Source organism: Streptomyces sp. NPDC087263, assembly GCF_044744645.1.
Classification (GTDB): Bacteria; Actinomycetota; Actinomycetes; order Streptomycetales; family Streptomycetaceae; genus Streptomyces.
Genome location: NZ_JBIUYT010000001.1, coordinates 837487 through 862636 on the forward strand (window position 1 = coordinate 837487; position 25150 = coordinate 862636).

The following is a 25150-nucleotide window of genomic DNA, read 5'->3' on the forward strand; positions in this document are numbered from 1 at the left end:
CGCCCCCTCAGAACCCCAGCTTCCGCAGCTGCCGAGGGTCCCGCTGCCAGTCCTTGGCGACCTTTACGTGGAGGTCGAGGAAGACCGGCGTACCGAGGAGCGCCTCGATCTGCTTGCGGGACTTGATGCCGACTTCCTTCAGCCGCTTGCCCTTGGGGCCGATGATGATGCCCTTCTGGCTGGGCCGCTCGATGTAGACGAAGGCGTGGATGTCGAGGAGCGGCTTGTCCGCGGGCCGGTCCTCGCGGGGCAGCATCTCCTCCACCACGACGGCGATGGAGTGCGGCAGTTCGTCCCGCACACCTTCGAGCGCGGCCTCCCGGATCAGCTCCGCGACCATGACCTGCTCGGGCTCGTCGGTGAGGTCGCCCTCCGGGTACAGCGCGGGTCCCTCCGGCATGAGCGGCACGATCAGGTCGGCCAGCAGACCCACCTGGTCGTCCCCGACCGCCGACACCGGCACGATCTCCGCCCACTCGAACCCGAGCTCCGTACCGAGCTGGTCGATGGCGATGAGCTGCTCGGCGAGCGTCTTGCTGTCCACCAGGTCGGTCTTCGTGACGATCGCGATCTTCGGCGTCTTCTTGATGGACGCCAGTTCCTTCGCGATGAACCGGTCACCGGGACCGAGCTTCTCGTTCGCGGGCAGGCAGAAGCCGATGACATCGACCTCGGCCCAGGTGGTCCGCACGATGTCGTTCAACCGCTCACCGAGCAGCGTGCGCGGCTTGTGGAGCCCGGGGGTGTCCACCAGGATCAGCTGCGCGTCGGGCCGGTGCACGATGCCCCGTACCGTGTGCCGCGTCGTCTGCGGCTGGTTCGCGGTGATCGCCACCTTCTGGCCGACCAGAGCATTCGTGAGCGTGGACTTGCCCGCGTTGGGGCGGCCCACGAAGCAGGCGAAGCCGGCGCGGTGGATGGCCTCGGACGGCTCGGATGACTCGGTACGAACACTCATGGCGCCCATTGTCCCTGATCATCGGAGCCCCGCCGTACGACAAAGGAAAGCGGCGGCGGTCGGAACCCCCACCGTGCGGCTCCGGAAAGCCCCACGCGCACCACGAGCGGACCCGCCGGACCTTACGGCGCACGCCCACGACGGCCTACGATCACGAGGTCCCGGGCCACGGCGCCCCGGTCCCGCCATCCCTCCCCGCCCCACCGCCCAGAAGGTCAAGGCATGAAGCTCATCACCGCGATCGTCAAGCCGTACCGCCTCGACGAGGTCAAGACCGCTCTCCAGGAACTCGGCGTGCACGGTCTGACCGTCACGGAGGCCAGTGGATACGGGCGCCAGCGCGGCCACACCGAGGTGTACCGCGGCGCCGAGTACCAGGTCGACCTCGTCCCCAAGATCCGTATCGAGGTCGTCGTCGACGACGCCGACTCCGAGGCGGTCCTCGACGCGGTCGTGCGGGCCGCGCGGACCGGGAAGATCGGCGACGGCAAGGTGTGGGTGGTGCCGGTGGAGACGGTGGTGCGGGTACGGACGGACGAGCGCGGCCCCGACGCGCTCTGAGGCGTCCCCCGACACCCCTGGACGCACGAGGACCGGTGCCGCTGCGCGCGGGCGGCACCGGTCTTTCGCGCACGTGGGGTTACGCGTACTCGTTGGTCCTACTCGTTGGTCCTACTCGAACACGAACGGCCCCGGGGACTGCGGGCCGCCCGCCGTGCAGGTGATGGTGATCCCGAAGACCACGATCTGGAGGGAACCGCCGTACGCCTCCAGGCTGTCACCGGAGGCGACCGTGCCGTCCAGGGGGCCCACCGTGACGCCGCCGCCCGCCGGGATGGCGGGGTTCTTCGTGCCGCTGAAGGCGGTGGTGCCCCCGCTCGCGTTCACCAGGGTCAGCGTGGAGCTGGCCGAGTCCTGGGCCACGGCGAGCGGGGTGGTGATCTCGGTGGAGCTGAGGGTGACCGTCGCGGCCGTGCCGGTCTGGGTGGCCGTGAGGGTGGCCGCACCACTGCCGCCGATACTGCAGGTCGCGGCGATGGTGGCCGTCTGTGGGGTGACGGCCGCGGCGGTCGGCGCGAAGGCCAGGCCGGTCGCGGCGAGGGTGCCGGCGGCTATCGCCGCGGCACTTCCGAGTCGCATACGTGTCATCGGATTCCCTTCCCTTGTACGGGAATTGCCATGTGGGGATGGAGGGACGGTGCCGTCCTGCGCCGGGCACACGGAGGCGTCACCGGTACGCCGGTGAAGGTGCGGAGTGGTGTGTACGCGGACCGTTCCGCGAGCGGCGACAGATCTGACGGACCGTCGGAACTGACGGTTCCATTGAGGCGCGAGCGGCCGGGTATTGCAAGGGACTGCCCCTGGATTGCCTCCGGGGGTCAGCAAAAGTGGCCGAAGTTACCCCGGGTAAGGCCGATTTTCGGCCTGTCTCACGCTTGATGACCGAGCAGACGCGGCTGTCCAGGCCGAAAAGTGGGGGTCTGGGGCAACAACCCCCAGAAGCGGAACGGTTAGGGCAGAGGGGGCGAAGAACTCAGCCCGCGACAACCCTCACCCGCACAACCCCGTCAGGCCCGGCCACCAGTACCGGCGTCCCGGCCCCGCCGAGCTCCCGTACGGCCGCCAGATCCTCCGCGGCCGCCGACTCCGCCTCGGTCACCACCGCCGCCGCCTCCAGCGACTTCGCCCCCGACGCCACGGCCATGGCCACAGCCGTCCGCAGCGCGCTCAGCCGCAACGAGGGCAGCTCCACGCTCCCTGCGACATACGTACGCCCCGTCTCGTCCCGCACGGCCGCCCCCTCGGGCACACCGTTGCGGGCCCGGGCCGAGCGGGCCAGGGTGACGATCTTGCGGTCCTCGGGATCGAGGGCGGAGTTCTCGGTCATGGACGGAGCTTATCGAGCCCCCTGGCCCCCGCTTTCGTCCGCCTGTCCAGCGACTTCCGTACGCCTATCCCGCAACCGGATACATCGACCCCCGCCGCCCCTCAGGCGAGGCCAGCCACTCCAGCTTCGCCGCGGTGTTCGCCTCCGGCAACGGCGTGTGCAGGACGACGGTGAGGTCGGGCCGCGCGGGCACCTTCATCGCGGTGGACTCGACGGCCAGCAGCCCGACCACCGGATGGTCGAGCTCCTTGCGGATCTGCCCCGCGTCCTGGATGTCCCGCCGCTCCCACAACGCGGTGAACTCGCCACTTGCCGCCCGCAGCCGGGCGAGCACGTCCTGGAACCCCTCGTCGTCGGGGGCGGCGGCACAGGAGGCACGGAACTGGGCGACCACCGTCTGAGCGTTCAGCTCCCAGGTGCGCGAACGCCCCCGGTAGAGCGGGTCGATGAAGAAGTCGACAATGCAGTTCTGGGTGTTCTCGGGGCGCATGCCGAGAACCACGGCGGCGGCGGCGTTGTACATCACGCAGTTGTAGTACTGGTCCATGATGTGCGCCGGATACGGCATCCACGTGTCGATCAGCCGCCGCAGCCCGTCGCACATGTCCCGCACCTCGGGCGCCACTTCGGGCGCGGGCGGGTTCAGTCGGGCGAGCATGTACAGATGGCGTCGCTCGGCATTGCTCAGCCGCAGCACCCGGGACACCGCGTCGAGGACCTGCGGCGAGACGGAGATGTCCCGCCCCTGCTCCAGCCACTGGTACCAGGACGCGCCGACACCCGCGAGCACGGCGACCTCCTCGCGGCGCAGACCCGGCGTACGGCGCCGGGCGCCGCCGTCCGGCAGCCCCGCCTCGGACGGGGTGACCCGCGCACGGCGGCTCATCAGGAACTCGCGCAACTCGCGCAGCCGGTGCATCTTGAGCGCCGCGTCTTCAGCCACGTACGAATCCCCCTCCTGGTGACTGGTGGTGCGACCACCAGCATAAGTTCCCGCTCCCCACGGTTATTCCGGCCGCTGCAAGCTCTTGTCCATGCCGACCGACACGACCTCAAGTCCCGTGACAGAGCCGCAGCAGCACCTCCTCAACGCCCGCCTGTCGACCCGCGACAAGCTTGTCCTCTTCGTCCTCTGCGCGGCCCAGTTCATGGTCGCGCTCGACTTCTCCGTACTGAACGTGGCACTGCCCGTGCTCGGCGCCGACCTGGGCATGAGCCAGTCCGCCCTCCAGTGGGCGGTCACCGCCTTCGCGCTGCCGTCGGGCGGATTCCTGCTCCTCTTCGGCCGCATCGGCGATCTGTACGGGCGCCGCAGGCTGTTCCTGACCGGCCTCGCCCTGTTCGGGTCGGCCTCGCTCTTGGCGACCGTCGCCTGGGACCCGGCGTCGTTCCTGACCGCGCGGGCGCTACAGGGTCTTGGTGCGGCGGCGATCGTGCCGACCGGCATGTCCCTGCTGACGACGACGTTCCCGGAGGGCCCGGCGCGCGACCGCGCCCTGGGCATCTCCGGCACGCTTCTCTCGCTCGGCTTCACGGTCGGCATGGTGGCGGGCGGCGTCCTGACCGACGTACTGAGCTGGCGCTCCACGATGGGCCTGCTCGCGCTCTTCGCGGTGATCGTGCTGCCGCTGGCTCCCGGCCTGCTGCCGGAGTCGCGCACCCCGGACCGCCCGCGCCTGGACTTCCCGGGTGCCGTCACGGTCACCGGCGGTCTGCTGGCCCTGATCTACTCGCTCTCCACGGCGGCCGTGCGCGGCTTCGGCGGCGCCGACGTCATCGTCACCCTCATCGCGGGCGTCGCACTGCTCGCCGCCTTCGTGTACGTCGAGTCGCGCGCCGCGGCTCCGCTGGTCAGCCTGCCCATGCTGCGCCGCCGCACGGTGGCGTGGGGCAACCTGGGCGGTCTGGTCACCTTCTCGATGATGTCGACGGTGATCTTCGTGCTGACCCTGTACCTCCAGGAGACCCTGGACCTCTCGGCGTTCGAGACAGGCCTGGTCTTCGGCGTGCAGGGCGTCCTGTCGGCGGTCGCCGGGGTGTACGCCTCCAAGGTCATCGGCCGCTTCGGCGCCCGCCGTACGCTGGTCGGCTCGCTGGCGGGCCAGGGTGTCCTCACCGGCGCGCTGCTCGGCCTCGGCGCGGGCGGCTGGTCGGTCTGGCTGGCCACCGCGGCGGTCTCGCTGGCCAGCATGTGCCACCTCGGCGCGATCATCTCGTACGGCCTGACCGTCACCTCGGGCGTCCCCGACGAGGAACAGGGCCTGGCCACCGGCCTGGTGACCTCCACCCAGCAGGTCGGTATCACCATCGGCATCCCGATCCTGGGCGTCCTGGCCACCACCTCCACCGACCTGCTGTCCGGCGTCCACACGGTGCTGACCCTGGACACGGGCATCCTGCTGGTGGCGGCGGTGCTGGTCGGGGTGGGTCTGCGCCGGAGCCGCCCGGAGGCCTCAGGGGCGGTCGAGGCGGAGGCGGTCGGCCTTCGGTAGACCGGCGACGACGAGGTCGTACGAGTCCTCGACGAGCTCCCGGACCAGGCGGTCCGGGAGCCCACCGTCGACGGTCACGGTGTTCCAGTGCCGCTTGTTCATGTGCCAGCCGGGGATGATCAGCCCCGGATACTCCTCGCGCAGCCGTACCGCGTCGTCCGGATCGCACTTGAGGTTGACGGTCAGCGGCCGCGCGCCCAGGTTCGCCAGCGCGAACAGCTTCCCCAGCACCTTGAAGACCGAGGTGTCCGGATTGAAGGGGAAGTCCTCGACGGTCGCGTTGAAGGACAGACAGAACGCGCGCAGCCGCTGCGGAGTCACTCCGGCTTCTCCTCCTCGGCGGGATCCGCGGGGACCACCGGCTCGACCAGCACCGTGACGATCTTGTTCCGGCGTCCGGCGGCGGCCTCCGCCGTCAGGCGCAGTTCCCTGCCGTCCGGCAGCTCGACCAGCGCCGACGCCCCGGCGATCGGAACGCGCCCGAGCGCTTTCGCGAGCAGCCCGCCGACCGTCTCCACGTCCTCGTCGTCGTACGCCTCGAAGCCGTACAGCTCGCCGAGGTCGCCGATGTCGAGGCGGGCGGTGACGCGGTAGCGGTCGTCGCCGAGCTCCTGGACCGGCGGCAGCTCACGGTCGTACTCGTCGGTGATCTCGCCGACGATCTCCTCGAGGATGTCCTCGATGGTGACGATGCCGGCCGTGCCGCCGTACTCGTCGATGACGACCGCGACGTGGTTGCGCTCCTGCTGCATCTCGCGGAGCAGGTCGCCCGCGTTCTTGGTGTCGGGTACGAAGGTGGCGGGCCGCATGGCCGTGGACACCAGCTCGCTCTCGGCCTCGCGGCTGATGTGCGTCTTGCGGACCAAGTCCTTCAGGTACACCATGCCGACGATGTCGTCCTCGCTCTCCCCGGTGACGGGAATGCGCGAGAAACCGGAGCGCAGCGCCAGGGTGAGCGCCTGCCGGATGGTCTTGGAGCGCTCGATGACGACGAGGTCCGTCCGCGGCACCATCACTTCCCGTACGAGGGTGTCGCCGAGCTCGAAGACGGAGTGCACCATGCGGCGCTCCTCGTCCTCGATGAGGGACTCCTTCTCGGCGAGGTCGACCAGCGCGCGCAGCTCGGCCTCGGAGGCGAACGGGCCGCGCCGGAAGCCCTTGCCGGGTGTGAGGGCGTTGCCGATGAGGATGAGCAGCGGCGGGATCGGGCCCATGATCCGCGCGAGCGGAAGCAGGACGTACGCCGCCGCCGTCGCCGTGTTCAGCGGGTGCTGGCGGCCGATGGTGCGGGGCGAGACGCCGACCGCGACGTACGAGACGAGGACCATGACGCCGATGGCGACCGCGAGGGCCTGCCAGGTCGCGTCGAACTGCTGGAGGCACGCGTACGTGACGAGCGCGGCGGCGGCCATCTCGCAGGCGACGCGCACCAGCAGCGCGACGTTCAGATAGCGGGTCGGGTCGGCGGCGACCCGGGCGAGCTTCGCGCTGCCGCGCCGCCCGGAGCGTACGGCCTCCTCCGCGCGGAAGCTGGAGACGCGCGCGAGGCCCGCCTCCGCGCAGGCGGCGAGCCAGGCGACGACGACCAACAGGATGGCGCCGGCGACGAGTTGGGGGCTCATGAAACGGTCGGGGCCGGCGAGGGACCCGTCATGCCCTTTTCCGCGCGCCAGCCGTCCACGATGGCCGCCTGGAGGCCGAACATCTCGGCCTTCTCGTCGGCCTCCTCGTGGTCGTACCCGAGCAGGTGCAGCACTCCGTGGACGGTCAGGAGCTGGAGCTCCTCGTCCATGGAGTGCTGCGTCTCGGCTTCCTTGCCCTGCCGCTCGGCGACCTCCGGGCAGAGCACGATGTCGCCGAGCAGACCCTGCGGCGGTTCGTCGTCGTCCTTGGACGGCGGCCGCAGCTCGTCCATGGGGAACGACATGACGTCCGTCGCCCCCGGCAGGTCCATCCACTGGATGTGCAGCTGCTCCATGGCGTCGGAGTCCACGACGATCACCGAGAGCTCGGAGAGCGGGTGGATGCGCATCCGCGCGAGCGCGTAGCGGGCGATGTCGAGGATCGCCTGCTCGCCGACCTCGGTTCCGGACTCGTTGTTGACGTCGATCGACATGGTCTTGCTGGTCTACTTCCCTGTATGCCCGCGGCCCTTGTGGGAGCCGTTCTCGGTGCCGTTCTCGCTGTCGTACTTCTCGTACGCGTCGACGATACGGCCGACCAGCTTGTGCCGTACGACATCGCTCGACGTGAGCCGCGAGAAGTGCACGTCCGGAACACCCTCCAGGATGTCCTGGACCTGACGCAGACCCGACGTCGTCCCGTTCGGCAGGTCGACCTGCGTCACGTCACCCGTGATCACGATCTTCGATTCGAAGCCGAGGCGGGTCAGGAACATCTTCATCTGCTCGGCGCTGGTGTTCTGGGCCTCGTCCAGGATGATGAAGGCGTCATTGAGCGTACGGCCACGCATATAGGCCAGCGGCGCCACCTCGATCGTCCCCGCCGCCATCAGGCGCGGGATCGAGTCAGGGTCGAGCATGTCGTGCAGCGCGTCGTACAGCGGGCGCAGGTACGGGTCGATCTTGTCGTAGAGCGTGCCCGGGAGGAATCCCAGCCGCTCTCCCGCCTCCACCGCCGGGCGGGTGAGGATGATGCGGCTGACCTGCTTGCTCTGGAGCGCCTGTACGGCCTTCGCCATCGCGAGGTACGTCTTGCCGGTACCGGCGGGGCCGATGCCGAACACGATCGTGTTCTTGTCGATGGCGTCGACATAGCGCTTCTGGTTGAGCGTCTTGGGGCGGATGGTGCGGCCCCGCGAGGACAGGATGTTCTGCGTGAGGACCTCGGCAGGGGTCTCCTGGCCGTCGCCCTCTCCGTTCTCGCTCGCTCTGAGCATCGCGATCGAGCGTTCCACGGCGTCCTCCGTCATCGGCTGCCCGGTGCGGAGCACCAGCATCATCTCGTCGAACAGGTGCTGGACGAGGGCGACTTCACCGGCGTCGCCGACCGCGCTGATCTCGTTGCCCCGGACATGGATGTCGGCCGCCGGGAAGGCCTTCTCGATCACGCGCAGGAGGGCGTCGCCGGATCCCAGCACGGTGACCATGGGGTGGCTCGCGGGGACCGTGAAATGCGCTCGTGCCTGCCCCTGTGCGGGGGTCTGTGCTGTGGGTGTCTGAGTCATGGGCCGGCTCTGAGGCCTGCTTTTCCTCCTCGATCGGCACGCTTGCCACTGGGGCAGCCTTGCGATTCCAAGAGTACGACCCCGCACTGACAAGTCCGTAGGAGTTTTCGCCGTGCCGTGCGGTGGCGTCGTCAGCGCCAGTGCGGGGCGCCCGCTCCCCCGCCGGGGGTCGTGGCCTCGATCTTGGCCCGGATCTCGCGCATGACCGTGATGATCCGGTCCTCGTGGGCGGGGTTCAGCCGGACGACGGGGACCGAGCAGCTGATGGCGTCCTGGGCGGGAACGTCGTACCGCAGCGCGAAGCCGAAGCCGACGATGCCCAGGACGCCCTCCTCCCGGTCGACGGAGTAGCCACGGGCGCGGGTACGGGCCAGGTCCGCCGCGAGGGCCTCGCGGTGGGTGTGGGTGCGCGGGGTGGCGGGAGCGTACGGGCCCTCGGGCAGCTCCTCGTCGGGGCGTTCGGCCAGCAGGGCCTTGCCCAGGGCGCCCACATGGGCCGGAAGCCGGCGGCCGACCCGGCTGATGGTGCGCAGGTACTCGTGCGATTCGCGGGTGGCGAGGTAGGCGACGTCCGCGCCGTCCAGGCGTCCCATGTGGACCGTCTCGCCGAGTGCCTGCGACGCCTCGTCGAGGTAGGGGCGTACGGCGCCCACGCGGGGGTCCGAGTCCAGGTAGCTGGTGCCCGTCAGCAGGGCGTGGATCCCGATCCCGTACAGCGAACCCGTGACGTCCGTGCGTACCCAGCCTCGGCCGATCAGGGTCTGGAGCAGGGCGTACATCGAGCTGCGGGGCACCCCGAGCGCGTCGGCGAGCTCCTGGAGGCGCGCGGGACGGTCGCCGCGCTCGGCCAGCAGTTCCAGCAACCCGACCGTGCGCGCGGCGGACTTCACCTCGCGTACTCCGCGCTCGTCAGTGGCTTCCGGCATGTGCAGATCGTAAGCGTGTCGGCCGGAACCATTGACGACTCTTGTTCGCTTGCCTAATGTCCATCTTCATACGTAGACGGTATCTACATACGGAGATGGTGACGGGGATGACCGCGGACCTAGACAGCGAGGCCGTCGTGGAGCGGCTGCGCGACGGGATGGCACACGGGGTGCTGTCGTTCCCACTCACCAGCTTCCACGACGACGGCTCCCTCGACCTCGACGGCTTCCGTACGCACGTGGCGGCGCAGATCTCCGCCGGTCCCGGCGCGGTCTTCCCGGCCTGCGGCACCGGCGAGTTCTTCTCGCTGGACGAGGACGAGTACCGCGAGGTCGTCACCGCGACGGTCGCGGTGGCCGGGGGGCGCGTTCCCGTCGTCGCGGGGATCGGGTACGGCTGGGCCCAGGCCGCCCGGTTCGCACGCATCGCGGAGGAGGCCGGCGCCGACGCGCTGCTCGTACTGCCGCACTACCTCGTCGCGGCACCGCAGGAGGGCCTCGTCGCGCAGGTGGAGCAGATCGCCGCACGTACCCGGCTGCCGCTCATCGTCTACCAGCGCGGCCAAGTCGCCTTCAGCGTCGAGTCGTTGAAGCGCCTCACCCGCGTCCCCGGCGTCATCGGGCTCAAGGACGGCCACAGCGACCTCGACCGGCTGCAGCGCCTCACGCTCTCCGCACCCGAGGGGTTCCTGTTCTTCAACGGGGCCGCCACCGCGGAGATCCAGGCCCGCGCGTACGCCGCTGTCGGCGTCCCGGCGTACTCGTCGGCCGTGCACGCGTTCGCGCCCGAGATCGCCGACGCGTTCTTCGCGGCTCACCGGGACGGTGACGACGCCGCCATGGACAGGCTGCTGCGCGACTTCTACATCCCCTTCGTCGAACTCCGCGACCGCCGAACGGGATACGCCGTCTCCCTCGTGAAGGCGGCCGCCCGACTGCGCGGCCGCCCGGTGGGCCCGGTCCGCGCCCCGCTCACCGACCCGTCCCCCGCGGACCTGGCCGACCTGGAGAAGCTGCTCGCGACCGGACTGGCCCTCGTCCCCGCCCCCGCCGCCTCCGTAGGAGCCGCTCTGTGACCCACGACCTCACCATCACGGACATCCGGCTGACGCCGATCCTGGTGGCCGACCCGCCGCTGCTCAACACGCAGGGCGTGCACCAGCCGTACACCCCCCGGCTGATCGTGGAGGTCGTCACGGCGGACGGCGTGACGGGCGTCGGTGAGACCTACGGCGACAGCAAGTACCTCGAACTCGCCCGCCCGTTCGCCGAAAAGCTGGTGGGCCGCCAAGTCTCCGACCTCAACGGGCTGTTCACCGTCGCCGACGAGGTGGCCGTCGACCAGGGCCGGGTCGACCACCAGATCGACGTCGGCGGGCTGCGCGGCGTCCAGAGCGCCGACAAGCTGCGCCTGTCCGTCGTCTCCGGCTTCGAGGTGGCCTGCCTGGACGCACTCGGCAAGACGCTCGGACTGCCGGTGCACGCACTGCTCGGCGGCAAGGTGCGCGACGCGGTGGAGTACAGCGCGTACCTCTTCTACCGGTGGGCCGAACACCCCGCCGGGGTCGAGAGCGAGAAGGACGACTGGGGTGCGGCCGTCGACCCGGCCGGAGTCGTCGAGCAGGCGAGGAAGTTCACCGAGCGGTACGGGTTCACCTCGTTCAAGCTCAAGGGCGGCGTCTTCCCGCCCGACGAGGAGATCGCCGCCGTACGAGCCCTGGCCGAGGCCTTCCCCGGGCACCCGCTCCGTCTGGACCCCAACGGCGCCTGGTCCGTGGAGACTTCGCTGAAGGTCGCCGAGGAACTGGGTGACGTACTCGAATACCTGGAGGACCCGGCGCTCGGCACGCCTGCCATGGCGGAGGTGGCGGCGCACACGTCCGTCCCGCTGGCCACCAACATGTGTGTGACGACCTTCGCGGAGATCCAGGAGGCCTTCTCGAAGGGAGCCGTGCAGGTCGTCCTGTCCGACCACCACTACTGGGGCGGACTGCGCAACACGCGTGAACTGGCCGCCATCTGCCGCACGTTCGGCGTGGGCGTGTCCATGCACTCCAACACCCACCTGGGGATCAGCCTCGCCGCGATGACCCATGTCGCCGCGACGGTCCCCGACCTCCACCACGCCTGCGACTCGCACTACCCCTGGCAGTCCGAGGACGTACTGACGCAGCGCCTCACCTTCGAGGACGGCTCGGTCAGGGTCTCCGACGCGCCCGGCCTCGGTGTGGAACTCGACCACGACAAGCTGCGGTTCCTGCACCAGCGGTGGCTCGACGACGACGGCACGCTGCACGACCGCGACGACGCGGCCGCGATGCGGATCGCCGACCCGGAGTGGGTCACACCGGCGGTCCCCCGCTGGTGACCACGGCGACCGAATCCGGACGCGCCACAAGCCGGCGGGGCGACCGCGGCACGGACGACCACACCCTCCGCGGACCTGCGAGAACGTGTCCCACCGGACCCTGAGGCGACGGACGGTGCGGGCGTGCTCAGCGCCCCTGCGCACACCGCGTGGTGCAGACTGGCGTGAATCCGCACCACGTCAGGGAGCGCAACGTGATCGCATCCAACGGAGAGCGACCGTACCGCCACGCGCACGTCGACCCGCTCGTCGGGCTGCGCACGCCCCAGGATCCGCCCTGGGACGTCTACCTCACGGGCACCGTGTTCCTCGACATCGTCTTCACCGGGCTCGACTCCGCCCCGGTGCGCGGGACCGAGTCCTGGGCGCGCGGGATGGGTTCGAGCCCCGGCGGCGTGGCGAACATGGCGACGGCGCTGGCCCGACTCGGCCTGAAGACCTCGCTGGCGGCGGCCTTCGGGGACGACCACTACGGGGAGTACTGCTGGGACGCCCTGGAGCAGGGCGAGCACATCGACCTCTCCCCCTCCCGCACCGTGCCCGGCTGGCACTCGCCGGTCACCGTGTCGATGGCGTACGAGGGGGAGCGCACGATGGTCTCCCACGGCCACGAGCCTCCCCCGGAGGAGCCGGCCCCCGACTGCCCGCCGAGCGCGCGTGCCGCCGTCGCCGCCCTCACGCCCGGCAAACCCGCGCCCTGGATCGCGCAGGCCGCGAGCAAGGGCACCCGGATCTTCGCGGACGTCGGCTGGGACGACACGGGGGCCTGGGATCTGGCGGGGCTGCCCGACCTCGCGCACTGCGAGGCGTTCCTGCCCAACGCCGAGGAGGCGATGCGCTACACCGGCGCGTCCTCCCCGCGTGCCGCGGCGCACGCGCTGACCGAGCATGTGCCGGTTGCCGTGGTCACCCTCGGTGCGGAGGGGGCGTACGCCGTGGATGCGCGTACCGGGGAGCGTGCCGAGGTGCCCGCCATCGCCGTCGAGGCCATGGACCCCACCGGTGCGGGGGACGTCTTCGTCGCCGGCTTCGTCATGGGCACCCTCGCCGACTGGCCCCTCGCCGACCGCCTCGCCTTCGCCGGCCTCACCGCCGCCCTCTCCGTCCAGGAGTTCGGCGGGTCCCTCTCCGCCCCCGGCTGGTCCGAGATCGCCGCGTGGTGGCGCCGCGTGCAGTCCGTAGCCGACCAGGACCCCACCGCGCTCCGGCGCTACGCCTTCCTGGAATCCCTGCTCCCCGAATCCTCCCGCCCCTGGCCCCTCCGCCGAGCCATCCCCACCATCGGCTTCGGCCGCACGACCTGACCCCACCCCGCCGCGACCTCTCCCACCCGGGTTGAGCAAAGGCATTTTTTTCGCCCCCTCCGCCCCTACCCGTTCCCGTACCTGGGGGCTGCCGCCCCCAGACCCCCGCTGTCGGCCTGAACGGCCTCGTCCTCAAACGCCGGACAGGCTAAAAGATCTCCAACGGGTGGGAGCGCGGGTGGGTGGGGGATCGGGACCGCACCACCCCCACCCTCTCGTGCGGGACGGGCCCCCGCGGGCGGGCGAGGGATCGGGACGGGACCACCCCGCCCTCTCCTCCCGGACGGGCTGAAAACCGAGAGATGCCCACCGGCGGAAGGGGCCGGGGGCCGGTACATCACATGCCCGTCGCGTACGTTCGCGTCACCGGACGGCCCCGTATTCGCCCAAGGTCTGATCCGACGGCGACGGGCGGATGTACCGGCCCCCGGCCCCGACCCACCCACCGGCGCAGCCACCGCCCCGCCTACTCGAACTCGTACGCCTCGACTTCCGCGACGTACCGAGCCCGCCGCTCCTCGTCATGCTCCAGGAACGACGCCTCGAACGAGTTGCGGGCCAGCTCACGCAACCGCTCCTGACCGAGCCCCAGCGCCTCGCGCACGGCGTGGAAGGTATCCCCGACGTACCCCCCGAAATACGCGGGGTCGTCGGAGTTCACCGTGCACAGCAGCCCGGCGTCCATCATCGCGACCAGCGGATGGTCCTCCAGCACGTCGACGGCCCGCAGCCGCACGTTCGACAGCGGACACAGCGTCAACGGCACCCGCTCCCGTACGAGCCGCTCAACCAGCACGTCGTCCTCCATACACCGCAGCCCGTGGTCGATGCGCTCGACACCGAGCACGTCCAACGCCTCGGTGATGTACGACGGCGGCCCTTCCTCCCCCGCGTGCGCGACCCGCCGCAGCCCAAGCGCCGCTGCGGCCTCGTACACCTCACGGAACTTGCCCGGCGGATGCCCGACCTCGGCGGAGTCGAGACCGACGCCGACGATCCGGTCGAGATACGGCTCCGCGGCCGACAGGGTCGCCAACGCCGACTCGGCGGACTCGTCCCGCAGGAAGCACATGATCAGCTGCGTGGAGACCCCGTGCGTCTCCTCGCTGCGCGCCAGCGCACGGGAGAGCCCCTCGACGACGGTCCCCATGCCGACGCCTCGCGCGATGTGCGCCTGCGGATCGAAGAAGATCTCGGCGTGCCGCACCCCCTGCGCGGCGGCCCGGGCGAGGTACCCGTCAGCGAGGTCGGCGAAGTCCTGTTCCGTCCGCAGGACGGCCATGAGCTCGTAGTACAGGTTCAGGAACGTCTGGAGATCGTCGAAGAGATACGCCTTGCGCAGCTCATCGGTGTCCGCGTACGGCAGGCTCACGCCGTTGCGCGCGGCAAGCGCGAAGGCCAGCTCGGGTTCGAGGGTGCCTTCGATATGGAGGTGCAGCTCAGCTTTGGGGAGGGCCATCAAATCATCGTAAAGCCGATCGACAACCACCCCAGAACCAGCACACGTACCCACACACGTACCCACACCCGCACCCGCACCCGCACCCGCACCCGCACCCGCCCCACGGTCACCGCCGCTTAGGCACAGGCACCCGCACCAAATCGTGCGCCACAGTCAGCTCCCCCTCGAACCCGGCAGCTCGAGCCTGCCGCTCGAACTCATCAGGCTCGGAGTACCGCTGACTGAAGTGCGTCAGCACAAGATGCCGTACACCTGCCTCCTTGGCGACCGCCCCCGCCTGACCGGCCGTCAAATGCCCATGATCCAAGGCCAGTTGCCGATCCTCGTCAAGAAACGTCGACTCGATGACCAGCATGTCGCACCCCTCGGCGAGCGCGTACACCCCGTCGCACAGCCGGGTGTCCATGACGAACGCGAACCGCTGCCCGCGCCGCACCTCACTCACGTCGGCGAGGGACAACCCGGGCAGGGAGCCCTCCCGCTGCAGCCGCCCGACATCGGGCCCCTTGATGCCCCGCTCGGCAAGGAGTTCAGGCAGAATCCGCCGCCCGTCGGGCTCGACGAGCCGGTAGCCGTACGACTCGACGGGATGGGAGAGCCGACGGGCCTCCAGGGTGTACGAAGCACGCACGGCAAGCACTCCATCGGCATCGACCGGCGCCTCCGTGAGCGCGACGGTCTCGCGGTAGGCCGTCGCGTACCGCAGTCGGTCGAAGAACCGCTGCCCGGAGAGGGGATAGTGCGCGGTCACCTCGTGCGGCACCCGGTCGAGGTTGATGCGCTGGATCACCCCGGCGAGCCCGAGCGAGTGGTCGCCGTGGAAGTGGGTGACACAGATCCGGTGCAGATCGTGAGCCGCGACCCCGGCACGCAGCATCTGCCGCTGCGTGCCCTCGCCGGGATCGAACAGCAGCCCCTCCCCGTCCCAGCGCAGCAGGTAGCCGTTGTGGTTGCGATGGCGGGTGGGAACCTGGCTGGCGGTGCCGAGGACGACCAATTCACGTACGGACAAGGTCGGTTACCCCGGCGGCCACTGCATACCGCGGCCGCCCAGGACGTGGGCGTGCGCGTGGAAGACGGTCTGCCCGGCGCCGCTGCCGGTGTTGAACACGATGCGGTAGCTCTTGAGCTTCTCCTCGCCCGCGACCTGGCCGGCCTCGCGCAGCAGGTCCGCGGCGATGGCGGGCTCGGCGGCGGCCAGCGACGCCGCGTCCGGGTGGTGCACCTTGGGAATGACCAGGACGTGGGTGGGCGCCTGGGGGCTGATGTCCCGGAACGCGAGGGTCGTCTCGGTCTCCCGGACCACGTCCGCCGGGATCTGCCCCGCGGCGATCTTGCAGAACAGGCAGTCGTCCTGCGGCTCTCCCACCATGCGTGTGCCTCCTCGCGCGGTCCGGTCAGTACACCGGCATCGTATCGGCCCCGTTGATCGCCGCAGGCGCGCACCCGCACCACAACGCACCCGCAGGGGCAGCGGCAGCCGCACCCGAGGCACCCGCCGCACCCGCACCCGCACCCGCACCCGCACCCAAGATCAAAGACCCCACAGCCAGGACCAAAGCCCCCGCACCCAGCATCAAAGCGACGGCAACCCGGGCGCAGCCTTCGCCGGGTTCTCCGCCAGCGCGGCCAGCGCGATCCGGATCGCCTCGTCCAGTTGGGTGTCACGCCCGGCGGCGTAGTCCTGCGGAGCCTGGACGATCTCGACGTCCGGGTCGACGCCGTGGTTCTCGACGCCCCACCCGTAACCCTCCAGCCAGAACGCGTACTTGGGCTGGGTGACGAGCGTGCCGTCGACGAGCCGGTAGCGGCTGTCGATGCCGATGACGCCGCCCCAGGTCCGGGTGCCGACCACGGGACCGATACCCAGCGCCTTGATCGCCGCGTTCACGATGTCGCCGTCGGAGCCGGAGAACTCGTTGGCGACGGCGACGACGGGCCCGCGCGGCGCGTCCTCGGGGTAGCTGTAGGGCCGCATGCCGCGCGGCAGGTCCCAGCCCACGATCCGGCGCGCGAGCTTCTCGATGATCAGCTGGGAGGTGTGGCCGCCACGGTTCTCGCGGACGTCCACGACGAGTCCCTCGCGGGCCACCTCGACGCGCAGGTCGCGGTGGATCTGGGCCCAGCCGGGCGCCTGCATGTCGGGCACGTGCAGATACCCGAGCCGCCCGCCGGACCGCTCGTGGACGTAGGCCCGCCGGTCGGCGACCCACGCGTGGTAACGCAGCGGCTCCTCGTCGGACACCGGGACCACGACGGCGTGGCGGGGATCGCCGCCGCCGGACGGGGAGACGGTCAGCTCGACCGGCTTGCCCGCGGTGCCGACGAGCAGCGGTCCTGGCCCGGCCACCGGGTCCACCGGCCGCCCCGCGACCGCGACGATCGCGTCCCCGGCGCGGACGGCGACCCCGGGAGCGGCGAGCGGCGCCTGCGCGTCGGGGTCGGAGGTCTCCGACGGAAGGATCCGGTCGATACGCCAACTGCCGTCCTCGTGACGGGAGATGTCGGCCCCGAGCAGCCCCTGCGCCCGATCGCCGCCGCTCCATCCGCCGCCGCGCGGCATGACGTACGCGTGGGAGGTACCGAGCTCGCCGTGCACCTCCCACAGGAGGTCCACGAGGTCGTCGTGGGTGGCGACGCGTTCGAGCACCGGCCGGTAGCGTTCCAGGACGCCGTCCCAGTCGACGCCGCCCAGGTCGGGCCGCCAGAAGTTGTCCCGCATGATCCGGCCGGTCTCGTCGTACATCTGCCGCCATTCGGCAGTCGGGTCGACGATCTGCCGTACCCGCGAGAGGTCGACGGTGATGTTCGTGTCGCTCTCGTCGTCGTTCGAGGCGCGCCGGTCGCTGGGGACGACCTTGAGCTTGCCGTCGGTCCACAGCAGGACGCGTTTGCCGTCGCCGCTGACGGCGAAGTGGTCGGCGTCGGCGGCGAGATGCTCGATGCGCTGCTGGACGAGGTCGTACCGCTCCAGCTCGGTCTTCGGGTCCGGGTCGTCGGGGGTGGCGCGGGAGGAGCCGAGCACGCCGCGGACCGGGTGCCGCAGCCACAGGAGTCCGTCCTTGGCGGCACGGAGGCCGGTGTAGCGGGCGGCCTCGACGGGGAACGGCACGATCCGGTCGGCGAGTCCGTCGAGGTCGATCCGGGTCGCGGGGGTGCCCTCGCTGTCGGGGGTCTCGTCCTTGTCGGGCGCTTCGAAGGGGCGGCCGTGGCGCTGCGGTCCGAAGGGGGACGGGGTGGTCGCGGCGAGGGTGATGAGGTGCGGCCGGGAGCCGCCCACGAAGGCGAGGTCGAAGACGTGCTCGTCGTAGACCGGGTCGAAGGAGCGGGCCGAGAGGAAGCCCAGGTGCTTGCCGTCGAGGGTGAACGCGGGCGCGTAGTCGCGGAAGCGGAGCGGGGTCGCCTCGGTGACCGACAGGTCGGTGGTGTTGGCGAGTTTGAGCTGGCGCAGCGGGCGCGGGCCGGGGTGCGACCAGGCGAGCCAGGCGGAGTCGGGCGAGAAGGCGAGCCCGCTGACGTCGCCGTTGTCGCTGCGGTCGACCTCGCGCACCTCGCCGGTCTCGCGCTCGACGAGCAGGACGCGTCCGTCGTGCGAGGCGACGGCGGCGCGGCTGCCGTCGGGTGCCATGGCGAGGGCGAGGACCCGTCCGAGCTGTCCGGCGGCGAGCCTGCGGGGTGTCGCTCCGGGGGCGACCCCGGTCGCGGGGGCGAACTCCAGGGCGTCGTCGCCCTCGGCGTCCGTCACCCACACCACGTGTTCCTCGCCCTCCGCCCGGAAGGTGCGGGGCAGCCGGGCCCGTACGCCGGGTTCGGCGGCGAGCGCGCGGGCCGGGCCCGAGCGGTGGGTGACCCAGTGGACGGAGCCGCGTACGGAGATCGCGCTGCCGCGTCCGGTGTGGTCGGGCGCGGCGGCCCCGAACCAGCGGGACGCGCTGACGGAGTGCGGCTGGAGGTCGACGCGCTGTCCGCCGAGCCGCAGGTCGAGCCGGCGCGGCTCGGCGCCGTCCAGGTCGTCGAGGAGCCACAGTTCACCGGCGGACGCGTACACGACGCGGGTGCCGTCGCTCGCGGCGTGCCGGGCGTAGAAGCCGTCGATCGGTGTGTGCCGCCGCAGGTCGGACCCGTCCGCGAGAGACGAGTACAGCGCCCCGACGCCTTCGTGGTCGGACAGAAATGCGACGCGCTCCCCCACCCACAAGGGGTACTCGAGGTTCCCGTCGAGCTCTTCATGCAGCCGTACGAATTCCCCGGCTCCCTCTTCGCCCGCGGCCGTCCGGTCGATCCACAGCTTGCCCGCTGTACCGCCCCGGTACCGCTTCCACCAGGCGGCCTCGCGCCCCATGGGAGCGGACAGCAGGAGCACGCCGGGCTCACCGTGGGCGACATCGCCGACGGGGCCGTACGGAAGGGTGGTCGCCGGGCCGCCGTCGAGCGGGATCGCCCGCGCCCAGCTGCGCCGCAGGCTCGCCTGCCCCTGCGTACTGAGTGCGAGCACCTGCCCGTCGGGGGTCCAGCCACGCACCTGGGTCTTCGAACTGCCCCAGTACGTCAGCCGTTTGGACGGCCCGCCGTCCAGCGAGGCGGCATGCACCTCGGGGGCGCCGTCACGGCTGGACGTCCAGGCGACGGTCGTGCCGTCGGGGGAGATACGCGGATGGTTCACCGGCACGTTGTCTGCGCTGACCCGCCAGGCGCGGCCGCCACCGTCCAGCGGGGCGACCCAGATGTCGTCCTCGGCGGTGAAGGCGACCAGATCGCCGTGCAGATGCGGAAACCGGAGATACGCGGAGGGTGCGGGCTCTGTCACCCGATCACCTTAGGCAGCGATCACGCCCCCGGACAGGGGTTTCGATCACTTACCTCCTTCCTCCTCCACCTCCCCGCACCGCGCGCGTCACTTGCCCTCGGGCCAGCAGGTGGGGTCACCCTGGCACCAGATGGTCCTGGTGACGGTCACCGTGACGGTGGGGCCGGGCTGTTGGGGCTGGTTGTTGACGGGCGGGGTGTACCCGGGTGTGCTGGGGGCGTCGCAGTTGCCGAGTCCGGTCACGTGGAACCACTGCTTGCCGTCGATCCTGGCGGTCAGATCACCGCGTACGCACCGGCCGTCGACGGCCCGGGTGACCTTGCCCGTGACGGTGATCTCCTTCCCGTCCGAGGTCTCCCCCGTACAGTCGACGTCCGCCACGGTGTCCTCGGTCGGCGAGGGCGTCTGCCCGGGTGTGTAGGCCTTGTTGCCGCCGTCGAACGACGCCGTGCAGCTGAGCCAGGCGACATCCGCCTTCTGCCGCTCCAGCTCCTTCGTCACGGTCTGGTCGGTCGTGTACGCCACGGAGGCGGAGCTCAGCCCGCCGGGGTCGCACGCGACGACACCGCCCACGGCGACGGCCGCGAGACCGGCCATCGCCACTGTCCGCCGCTGTCCGGTCCGTCGCAGAACCCGTCTCAAAGCCCCCATGGACGGCAGCGTGCCACCGTCCCGGGCGGCGCGGAAGACCGCATGCGGCCACTCCGCCATCGCGCCCGCCATACTCGAACGCATGCGCAATGACCGCACGCCCAGGCGGCTCGTCGTGGACGAGCAGACCACCTATGTGTGGACCGTGCGGCACAAGCACGGCGACGGTGACGTCTGCCGAGAGGTGCTCTCCCTGCACCGGGACGGTGTCCGCACCCTGATCGTCTTCCGGGCGGGCGAGGGGCGCCACGTCGCCGACGGGCTCCAGCACTCGGGCTCAGCCGCCGACGGGCGGGGCAACCTGATCAACCTGCGCGAGCCGCGTATCGTACGCGCTCTCATCGACGAGGCGCGGGAGCGTGAACTGCTGCCGGGGCCGCGGGAGTTGGACGGCTGGACCCTGTTTCCCGCCGTCATCAGCCGCGCAGCAGCAGCCATTCCTGCAGCTCCACCAGGTTCCCTTCCGGGTCCTTGAGGTGGGCGGCGCGCATCCGGTCGGTCATGGGAGCCGGTTCGTGCAGGAGGGTCGCACCGCGGGAGGTGATCTGCGCGCAGTACGCGTCCAGGTCGTCCACCCGCAGCACCACCAGTGAGCGGTGTCCCGACACCGAGTCGCCCAGTTCGCCCAGCATCCGGGCCATCATCGCGCGGTCCTGGAGAGCGATGCCCGCCGAGCCGGTGACGGGACTGAACTTCTCGTACGGCCCCCCGGTCGCGCCCGACTGCGGCTTGAGGCCGAGGACCTCGGCGTAGAACCGGTAGCAGGCCGGGAAGTCGGAGACGAGCAGGCGTACTTGGGCGAGTTCCAAGGCGATCTCCAGTGGTCTGAGGGGTGTCGTCCGGATCACCTCGGGTCCGCGACGCTGGCACGGCACCTCGCCGCGTTGCCGCATCACCCGAGCACGCCCGGTACGCGGGTCACGCTCCGCCCTGCGACGCACCGCACCACGCACCGCGACCTGATCCGAGGTGATCCCCGACACCCTCTAGGACCAGCGACCGGTACGGCCGAGCAGCAGCGCCGCCGCCGCGGTCCCGGCGGTCGAGGTGCGCAGCACGCTGCGCCCCAGGCGGTACGCCCGTGCGCCGGCCTCGGTGAAGAGCGCCAACTCCTCAGGAGAGACGCCTCCTTCGGGGCCGATCACGAGCACGATCTCGCCGCGCGCGGGGAGTTCGGCGGTGGCGAGGGGTTCGTCGCCGCTCTCGTGCAGTACGGCGGCGAGATCGGCTTTGGCGAGAAGTGCGGCAACCTGCCTGCTCGTCATCGCGTCCGCGACCTCGGGGAAGCGGACGCGGCGGGACTGCTTGCCGGCCTCCCGGGCCGTGGCCCGCCACTTGGCGAGCGCCTTCACGCCCCGCTCGCCCTTCCACTGCGTGATGCAGCGGGAGGCCGCCCAGGGGACGACGGTGTCGACGCCGGTCTCCGTCATGGTCTCGACGGCGAGTTCGCCTCGGTCGCCCTTGGGGAGGGCCTGGACGACGGTGATGCGGGGTTCTTCCTCCGGCTGCTCGGCCACCGAGTCCAGCCGGACGATCAGCCGGTCCTTGCCCTCGGTGTCCAGCACCACGCAGTCCGCCCACCGCCCGGCGCCGTCGGTGAGGACGACTTCCTCACCGGCCCGCAGTCGCTTCACGGAGACCGCGTGCCGCCCCTCGGGACCGTCGAGGACATAGCGCCCGCCGTCACCCGTACGGAAATGCTCCACCACGAACACCGGAGCCGTCATCGGACCGCGCCCCCTTCAGGGAACCCCGACAACGCTGTCTTCGCAGCCGCGAGTTCGGCGCTCAGTACCTCCACCAGCTGCGCCGCGGGCAGTTCGCGGGCCATCCGGTGCCCCTGGCCGGCCCACAGTGCCATGCCCTGCGCGTCGCCCGCCCTGGCCGCCGCCTTGCGCAGCGGCGAGGTGAGGTGGTGGACCTCGGGGTAGGCGGCGGGCGCGTACGGGCCGTGCTCGCGCAGGAAGCGGTTGACGAGTCCGCGCGCCGGGCGCCCGGAGAAGGCTCGTGTCAACTCCGTACGGACGAAGAGGGGGTTGGTCAGCGCCTGCTTGTGCACGGCGTGCGCGCCGGACTCGGGGGTGGCGAGGAACGCCGTGCCGAGCTGGGCCGCGTTCGCGCCCGCCGCGAGCACCGCGGCGATCTGGCTGCCGCGCATGATGCCGCCGGCCGCGACGATCGGGATCTGCACGCTCTCGCGGACCTGCGCGATCAGCGAGAGCAGTCCGACGCCGGTGCCGTCCGTCTCCGGGTTGTCGCGGTGGGTGCCCTGGTGGCCGCCCGCCTCGACGCCCTGCACGACGACCGCGGCGGCGCCGGCCCGCTGCACGGCGAGTGCCTCCTCGGCCGTGGTCGCGGTCACCAGGGTGAGCGTGCCGGCCTGGGCGAGGGAGTCCAGGACCTCGCGGGTGGGGATGCCGAAGTGGAAGGAGACCACCGGCACCGGATTGTCGTGGAGGACCGCGAGCTTGGCGTCGTAGCCGTCGTCGCGGCCGCTGTCCGGTTCGCCGAGTTCGGTCTCGTACCAGGCGGCCTCACCGGCGAGCTGGTGGGCGTACACCTCGACCGCCGCCTTGTCCGCGTACTCGGGCTGCGGCATGAAGAGGTTCACGCCGAAGGGGCGGCTCGTGATCCCGCGCAGCTGCTTGATCTCTTGATACATGCCGTCGGCCGTCTTGTACCCGGCGGCGAGGAACCCGAGCCCACCGGCCTCGGACACGGCGGCCGCGAGATGCGGAACGGACACTCCGCCCGCCATGGGGGCCTGCACGATCGGGTGTGGGAAAAGATCGGTCAGCGCGGAGGACATGACGGCATGTTGTCACGTCCTCCGAACAAGTCCGAATCGAGTCATCCGCGTGGCATAGGCCACTCGCACCCTCCCGCCCGGGCCGCTCCGGCCCAGGGCGAGAAGGCGCACTTCAGAGGCCCGGCAGTCGGTCCTCAGCGACCGTTGAACGCGTCCTTGAGCCGCGAGAAGAGCCCCTGCTGCCCCGGCTGGAACTGCCCGATGGGCCGTTCCTCGCCGCGCAGCACGGCCAGTTCGCGCAGCACGCGCTCCTGCTCGGCGTCGAGCTTCGACGGTGTCATCACCTCGACGTGCACGATGAGGTCACCGCGCCCGCCGCCCCGCAGGTGCGTGATGCCGCGCCCGTGCAGCGGGACCGACTGCCCGGACTGCGTGCCCGGACGGATGTCGATCTCCTCCATGCCGTCGAGCGTCTCCAGCGGCACCTTGGTGCCGAGGGCCGCCGCGGTCATCGGGATGGTGACCGTGCAGTGCAGGTCGTCGCCGCGGCGCTGGAAGGTGGAGTGCGGGAGCTCGTGGATCTCGACGTACAGGTCGCCGGCGGGGCCGCCGCCGGGGCCGACCTCGCCCTCGCCCGCGAGCTGGATCCGGGTGCCGTTGTCGACACCGGCCGGGATCTTGACGGTCAGCGTCCGACGCGACCGCACGCGACCGTCGCCCGCGCACTCCGGACACGGGGTCGGGACGACGGTCCCGAAACCCTGGCACTGCGGGCAGGGCCGCGAGGTCATGACCTGGCCTAGGAAGGACCGCGTGACCTGCGACACCTCACCGCGACCGCGGCACATGTCACAGGTCTGCGCCGAGGTCCCCGGCGCCGCGCCCTCACCGCTACAGGTGGTGCAGACGACGGCCGTGTCGACCTGGATGTCCTTCGTGGTGCCGAAGGCCGCCTCGTCCAGCTCGATCTCCAGCCGGATCATGGCGTCCTGGCCACGGCGCGTACGCGACCGCGGGCCACGCTGCGACGCCGTACCGAAGAAGGCGTCCATGATGTCCGAGAAGTTGCCGAAGCCGCCGGCGCCGAAGCCACCGGGGCCGCCCGCGCCGCCCGCCTGGGACAGCGGGTCGCCGCCGAGGTCGTAGACCTGCTTCTTCTGCGGGTCCGACAACACCTCGTAGGCGGCGTTGATCTCCTTGAAGCGCTCCTGCGTCTTCGGATCGGGATTGACGTCCGGGTGCAGCTCGCGAGCGAGCCTCCTGAACGCCTTCTTGATCTCGTCCTGGGACGCGTCGCGGCGCACGCCGAGCACGGCGTAGTAGTCCGTGGCCACTTAGGACTCCGCCAGGATCTGTCCGACGTACCGTGCCACCGCTCGTACCGCTCCCATCGTGCCGGGGTAATCCATGCGGGTCGGTCCGACCACGCCGAGTTTCGCTACTGCCTCGTCGCCCGAACCGTAGCCGACGGAGACGACGGACGTGGAGTTGAGTCCCTCATACGCGTTCTCATGACCGATCCGTACGGTCATGCCCGAATCCCCCGCCTCACCAAGCAACTTGAGAAGCACGACCTGCTCCTCCAGTGCTTCGAGTACGGGCCGGATCGTGAGAGGGAAGTCATGTCCGAAGCGGGTGAGATTGGCGGTACCGCCGATCATCAGCCGCTCCTCGGTCTGCTCGACGAGCGCCTCCAGCAGGGTGGAGAGCACCGTGGTGACCGTACCGCGGTCCTCCGCCTCGAAGGCGTCGGGCAGGTCCTGCACCAGTTGCGGAACGTCCGAAAACCGACGCCCGGCGACCCGGCTGTTGAGCCGTGCGCGCAGATCCGCCAGAGACGTCTCCCCGAACGGCGCCGGGCAGTCGATCAAGCGCTGCTCGACCCGGCCGGTGTCCGTGATCAGGACGAGCATCACGCGGGCCGGAGCCAGCGACAGCAGCTCGACGTGCCGCACGGTCGACCGCGTGAGGGACGGGTACTGCACGACGGCGACCTGCCGCGTGAGCTGCGCAAGCAGCCGTACCGTACGCCCCACCACATCATCGAGATCGACGGCGCCGTCGAGGAAGTTCTGGATGGCCCGCCGCTCCGGCGCGGTCATCGGCTTGACGCCCGCGAGCTTGTCGACGAAGAGCCGGTAGCCCTTGTCGGTGGGGATGCGCCCGGCGCTGGTGTGCGGCTGGGCGATGTACCCCTCGTCCTCCAGGGCGGCCATGTCGTTGCGGACCGTCGCCGGGGAGACCCCGAGTTGGTGCCGCTCGGTGAGGGCCTTGGAACCGACCGGCTCCTCCGTCCCCACGTAGTCCTGGACGATGGCGCGCAGCACTTCGAGCCTGCGTTCGCTGAGCATCGCGCAC

Annotated in this window: 25 protein-coding genes; 6 read left to right on the forward strand and 19 right to left on the reverse strand. The window is 70.9% G+C overall.

The window, feature by feature from the left end; all coding sequences use genetic code 11:
- Positions 1-7: 7 nt before the first annotated feature.
- The gene (gene era / locus ACIPC1_RS03740) at positions 8-967 is read right to left on the reverse strand and encodes a GTPase Era (protein WP_402512920.1); all 960 of its coding nucleotides are present in this window, start codon (positions 965-967) and stop codon (positions 8-10) included.
- Between the two features lie 213 nt (positions 968-1180).
- On the opposite strand from era, the gene ACIPC1_RS03745 reads away from it, so the two are divergent.
- Positions 1181-1519 (forward strand): P-II family nitrogen regulator, encoded by a 339-nt coding sequence (locus tag ACIPC1_RS03745; protein WP_402512921.1) that lies wholly within the window; start codon positions 1181-1183, stop codon positions 1517-1519.
- Between the two features lie 111 nt (positions 1520-1630).
- Here ACIPC1_RS03745 and ACIPC1_RS03750 read toward each other — a convergent pair whose 3' ends face one another.
- The 3 genes from ACIPC1_RS03750 to ACIPC1_RS03760 all read right to left on the reverse strand — a co-directional run bounded on the left by ACIPC1_RS03750 (position 1631) and on the right by ACIPC1_RS03760 (position 3765).
- Positions 1631-2107: a hypothetical protein gene (locus tag ACIPC1_RS03750; RefSeq protein WP_402512923.1), complete on the reverse strand. Its 477-nt coding sequence runs from the start codon at positions 2105-2107 to the stop codon at positions 1631-1633.
- 385 nt (positions 2108-2492) lie between these two features.
- Positions 2493-2846 carry a cytidine deaminase gene (locus ACIPC1_RS03755; protein ID WP_402512925.1) on the reverse strand — a complete coding sequence of 118 codons (354 nt, stop codon included), beginning with the start codon at positions 2844-2846 and terminating at the stop codon, positions 2493-2495.
- Between the two features lie 64 nt (positions 2847-2910).
- On the reverse strand, positions 2911-3765 hold the full coding sequence (locus ACIPC1_RS03760) for a helix-turn-helix transcriptional regulator (protein WP_402513403.1): 855 nt from the start codon (positions 3763-3765) through the stop codon (positions 2911-2913).
- A gap of 115 nt (positions 3766-3880) precedes the next feature.
- Between ACIPC1_RS03760 and ACIPC1_RS03765 the strand changes: the two genes are divergently transcribed.
- Complete coding sequence (locus ACIPC1_RS03765; protein ID WP_402512927.1) at positions 3881-5338, forward strand: MFS transporter; 1458 nt, start codon at positions 3881-3883, stop codon at positions 5336-5338.
- Here ACIPC1_RS03765 and ACIPC1_RS03770 read toward each other — a convergent pair.
- From ACIPC1_RS03770 to ACIPC1_RS03790, 5 genes are all read right to left on the reverse strand, one after another.
- Positions 5300-5659: an MmcQ/YjbR family DNA-binding protein gene (locus ACIPC1_RS03770; RefSeq protein WP_402512928.1), complete on the reverse strand. Its 360-nt coding sequence runs from the start codon at positions 5657-5659 to the stop codon at positions 5300-5302. The two genes, ACIPC1_RS03765 and ACIPC1_RS03770, sit on opposite strands and share 39 nt — an antisense overlap.
- Entirely contained in the window at positions 5656-6960 is a 1305-nt protein-coding gene (locus tag ACIPC1_RS03775) for a hemolysin family protein (RefSeq protein ID WP_402512930.1), read from the reverse strand. The genes ACIPC1_RS03770 and ACIPC1_RS03775 overlap by 4 nt, the downstream gene beginning before the upstream one ends.
- The gene (gene ybeY / locus ACIPC1_RS03780; RefSeq protein ID WP_384392443.1) at positions 6957-7454 is read right to left on the reverse strand and encodes an rRNA maturation RNase YbeY; all 498 of its coding nucleotides are present in this window, start codon (positions 7452-7454) and stop codon (positions 6957-6959) included. Before ybeY ends, ACIPC1_RS03775 begins: the two co-directional genes overlap by 4 nt.
- A gap of 12 nt (positions 7455-7466) precedes the next feature.
- Positions 7467-8525 carry a PhoH family protein gene (locus tag ACIPC1_RS03785; protein ID WP_384392446.1) on the reverse strand — a complete coding sequence of 353 codons (1059 nt, stop codon included), beginning with the start codon at positions 8523-8525 and terminating at the stop codon, positions 7467-7469.
- Positions 8526-8656: 131 nt separating this feature from the next.
- Positions 8657-9451 (reverse strand): IclR family transcriptional regulator, encoded by a 795-nt coding sequence (locus ACIPC1_RS03790; RefSeq protein WP_402512932.1) that lies wholly within the window; start codon positions 9449-9451, stop codon positions 8657-8659.
- A 107-nt stretch (positions 9452-9558) separates the two neighbouring features.
- On the opposite strand from ACIPC1_RS03790, the gene ACIPC1_RS03795 reads away from it, so the two are divergent.
- The 3 genes from ACIPC1_RS03795 to ACIPC1_RS03805 all read left to right on the forward strand — a co-directional run bounded on the left by ACIPC1_RS03795 (position 9559) and on the right by ACIPC1_RS03805 (position 13123).
- Positions 9559-10527 carry a 5-dehydro-4-deoxyglucarate dehydratase gene (locus ACIPC1_RS03795; RefSeq protein ID WP_402512934.1) on the forward strand — a complete coding sequence of 323 codons (969 nt, stop codon included), beginning with the start codon at positions 9559-9561 and terminating at the stop codon, positions 10525-10527.
- Complete coding sequence (locus ACIPC1_RS03800; protein WP_402512935.1) at positions 10524-11819, forward strand: glucarate dehydratase family protein; 1296 nt, start codon at positions 10524-10526, stop codon at positions 11817-11819. The genes ACIPC1_RS03795 and ACIPC1_RS03800 overlap by 4 nt, the downstream gene beginning before the upstream one ends.
- Before the next feature lie 194 nt (positions 11820-12013).
- Positions 12014-13123: a carbohydrate kinase family protein gene (locus ACIPC1_RS03805; RefSeq protein WP_402512937.1), complete on the forward strand. Its 1110-nt coding sequence runs from the start codon at positions 12014-12016 to the stop codon at positions 13121-13123.
- Between the two features lie 466 nt (positions 13124-13589).
- On the opposite strand, the gene ACIPC1_RS03810 is transcribed toward ACIPC1_RS03805, so the two are convergent.
- From ACIPC1_RS03810 to ACIPC1_RS03830, 5 genes are all read right to left on the reverse strand, one after another.
- A complete protein-coding gene (locus ACIPC1_RS03810; RefSeq protein ID WP_402512939.1) occupies positions 13590-14582 on the reverse strand; it encodes an adenosine deaminase in 993 nt (330 codons plus the stop codon).
- Positions 14583-14691: 109 nt separating this feature from the next.
- Positions 14692-15597 carry a ribonuclease Z gene (locus tag ACIPC1_RS03815; RefSeq protein ID WP_402512941.1) on the reverse strand — a complete coding sequence of 302 codons (906 nt, stop codon included), beginning with the start codon at positions 15595-15597 and terminating at the stop codon, positions 14692-14694.
- A 6-nt stretch (positions 15598-15603) separates the two neighbouring features.
- Positions 15604-15957 (reverse strand): histidine triad nucleotide-binding protein, encoded by a 354-nt coding sequence (locus ACIPC1_RS03820; RefSeq protein WP_402512943.1) that lies wholly within the window; start codon positions 15955-15957, stop codon positions 15604-15606.
- A 204-nt stretch (positions 15958-16161) separates the two neighbouring features.
- Positions 16162-19392: a S41 family peptidase gene (locus ACIPC1_RS03825; RefSeq protein WP_402512945.1), complete on the reverse strand. Its 3231-nt coding sequence runs from the start codon at positions 19390-19392 to the stop codon at positions 16162-16164.
- Positions 19393-19479: 87 nt separating this feature from the next.
- Complete coding sequence (locus tag ACIPC1_RS03830) at positions 19480-20043, reverse strand: hypothetical protein (protein WP_402513405.1); 564 nt, start codon at positions 20041-20043, stop codon at positions 19480-19482.
- Between the two features lie 82 nt (positions 20044-20125).
- Here ACIPC1_RS03830 and ACIPC1_RS03835 point away from each other — a divergent pair, with 82 nt between their 5' ends.
- Positions 20126-20518 (forward strand): hypothetical protein, encoded by a 393-nt coding sequence (locus ACIPC1_RS03835; RefSeq protein ID WP_402512946.1) that lies wholly within the window; start codon positions 20126-20128, stop codon positions 20516-20518.
- Here the strand turns inward: ACIPC1_RS03835 and ACIPC1_RS03840 are convergent.
- The 5 genes from ACIPC1_RS03840 to hrcA all read right to left on the reverse strand — a co-directional run bounded on the left by ACIPC1_RS03840 (position 20460) and on the right by hrcA (position 25143).
- On the reverse strand, positions 20460-20852 hold the full coding sequence (locus ACIPC1_RS03840; RefSeq protein ID WP_402512948.1) for a VOC family protein: 393 nt from the start codon (positions 20850-20852) through the stop codon (positions 20460-20462). The two genes, ACIPC1_RS03835 and ACIPC1_RS03840, sit on opposite strands and share 59 nt — an antisense overlap.
- 177 nt (positions 20853-21029) lie before the next feature.
- On the reverse strand, positions 21030-21770 hold the full coding sequence (locus ACIPC1_RS03845; protein WP_402512950.1) for a 16S rRNA (uracil(1498)-N(3))-methyltransferase: 741 nt from the start codon (positions 21768-21770) through the stop codon (positions 21030-21032).
- Positions 21767-22852 (reverse strand): nitronate monooxygenase, encoded by a 1086-nt coding sequence (locus ACIPC1_RS03850; RefSeq protein ID WP_402512952.1) that lies wholly within the window; start codon positions 22850-22852, stop codon positions 21767-21769. Before ACIPC1_RS03850 ends, ACIPC1_RS03845 begins: the two co-directional genes overlap by 4 nt.
- Positions 22853-22986: 134 nt before the next feature.
- On the reverse strand, positions 22987-24126 hold the full coding sequence (gene dnaJ, locus ACIPC1_RS03855; RefSeq protein ID WP_402512954.1) for a molecular chaperone DnaJ: 1140 nt from the start codon (positions 24124-24126) through the stop codon (positions 22987-22989).
- A complete protein-coding gene (gene hrcA, locus ACIPC1_RS03860) occupies positions 24127-25143 on the reverse strand; it encodes a heat-inducible transcriptional repressor HrcA (protein ID WP_402512955.1) in 1017 nt (338 codons plus the stop codon).
- Positions 25144-25150: the final 7 nt, after the last annotated feature.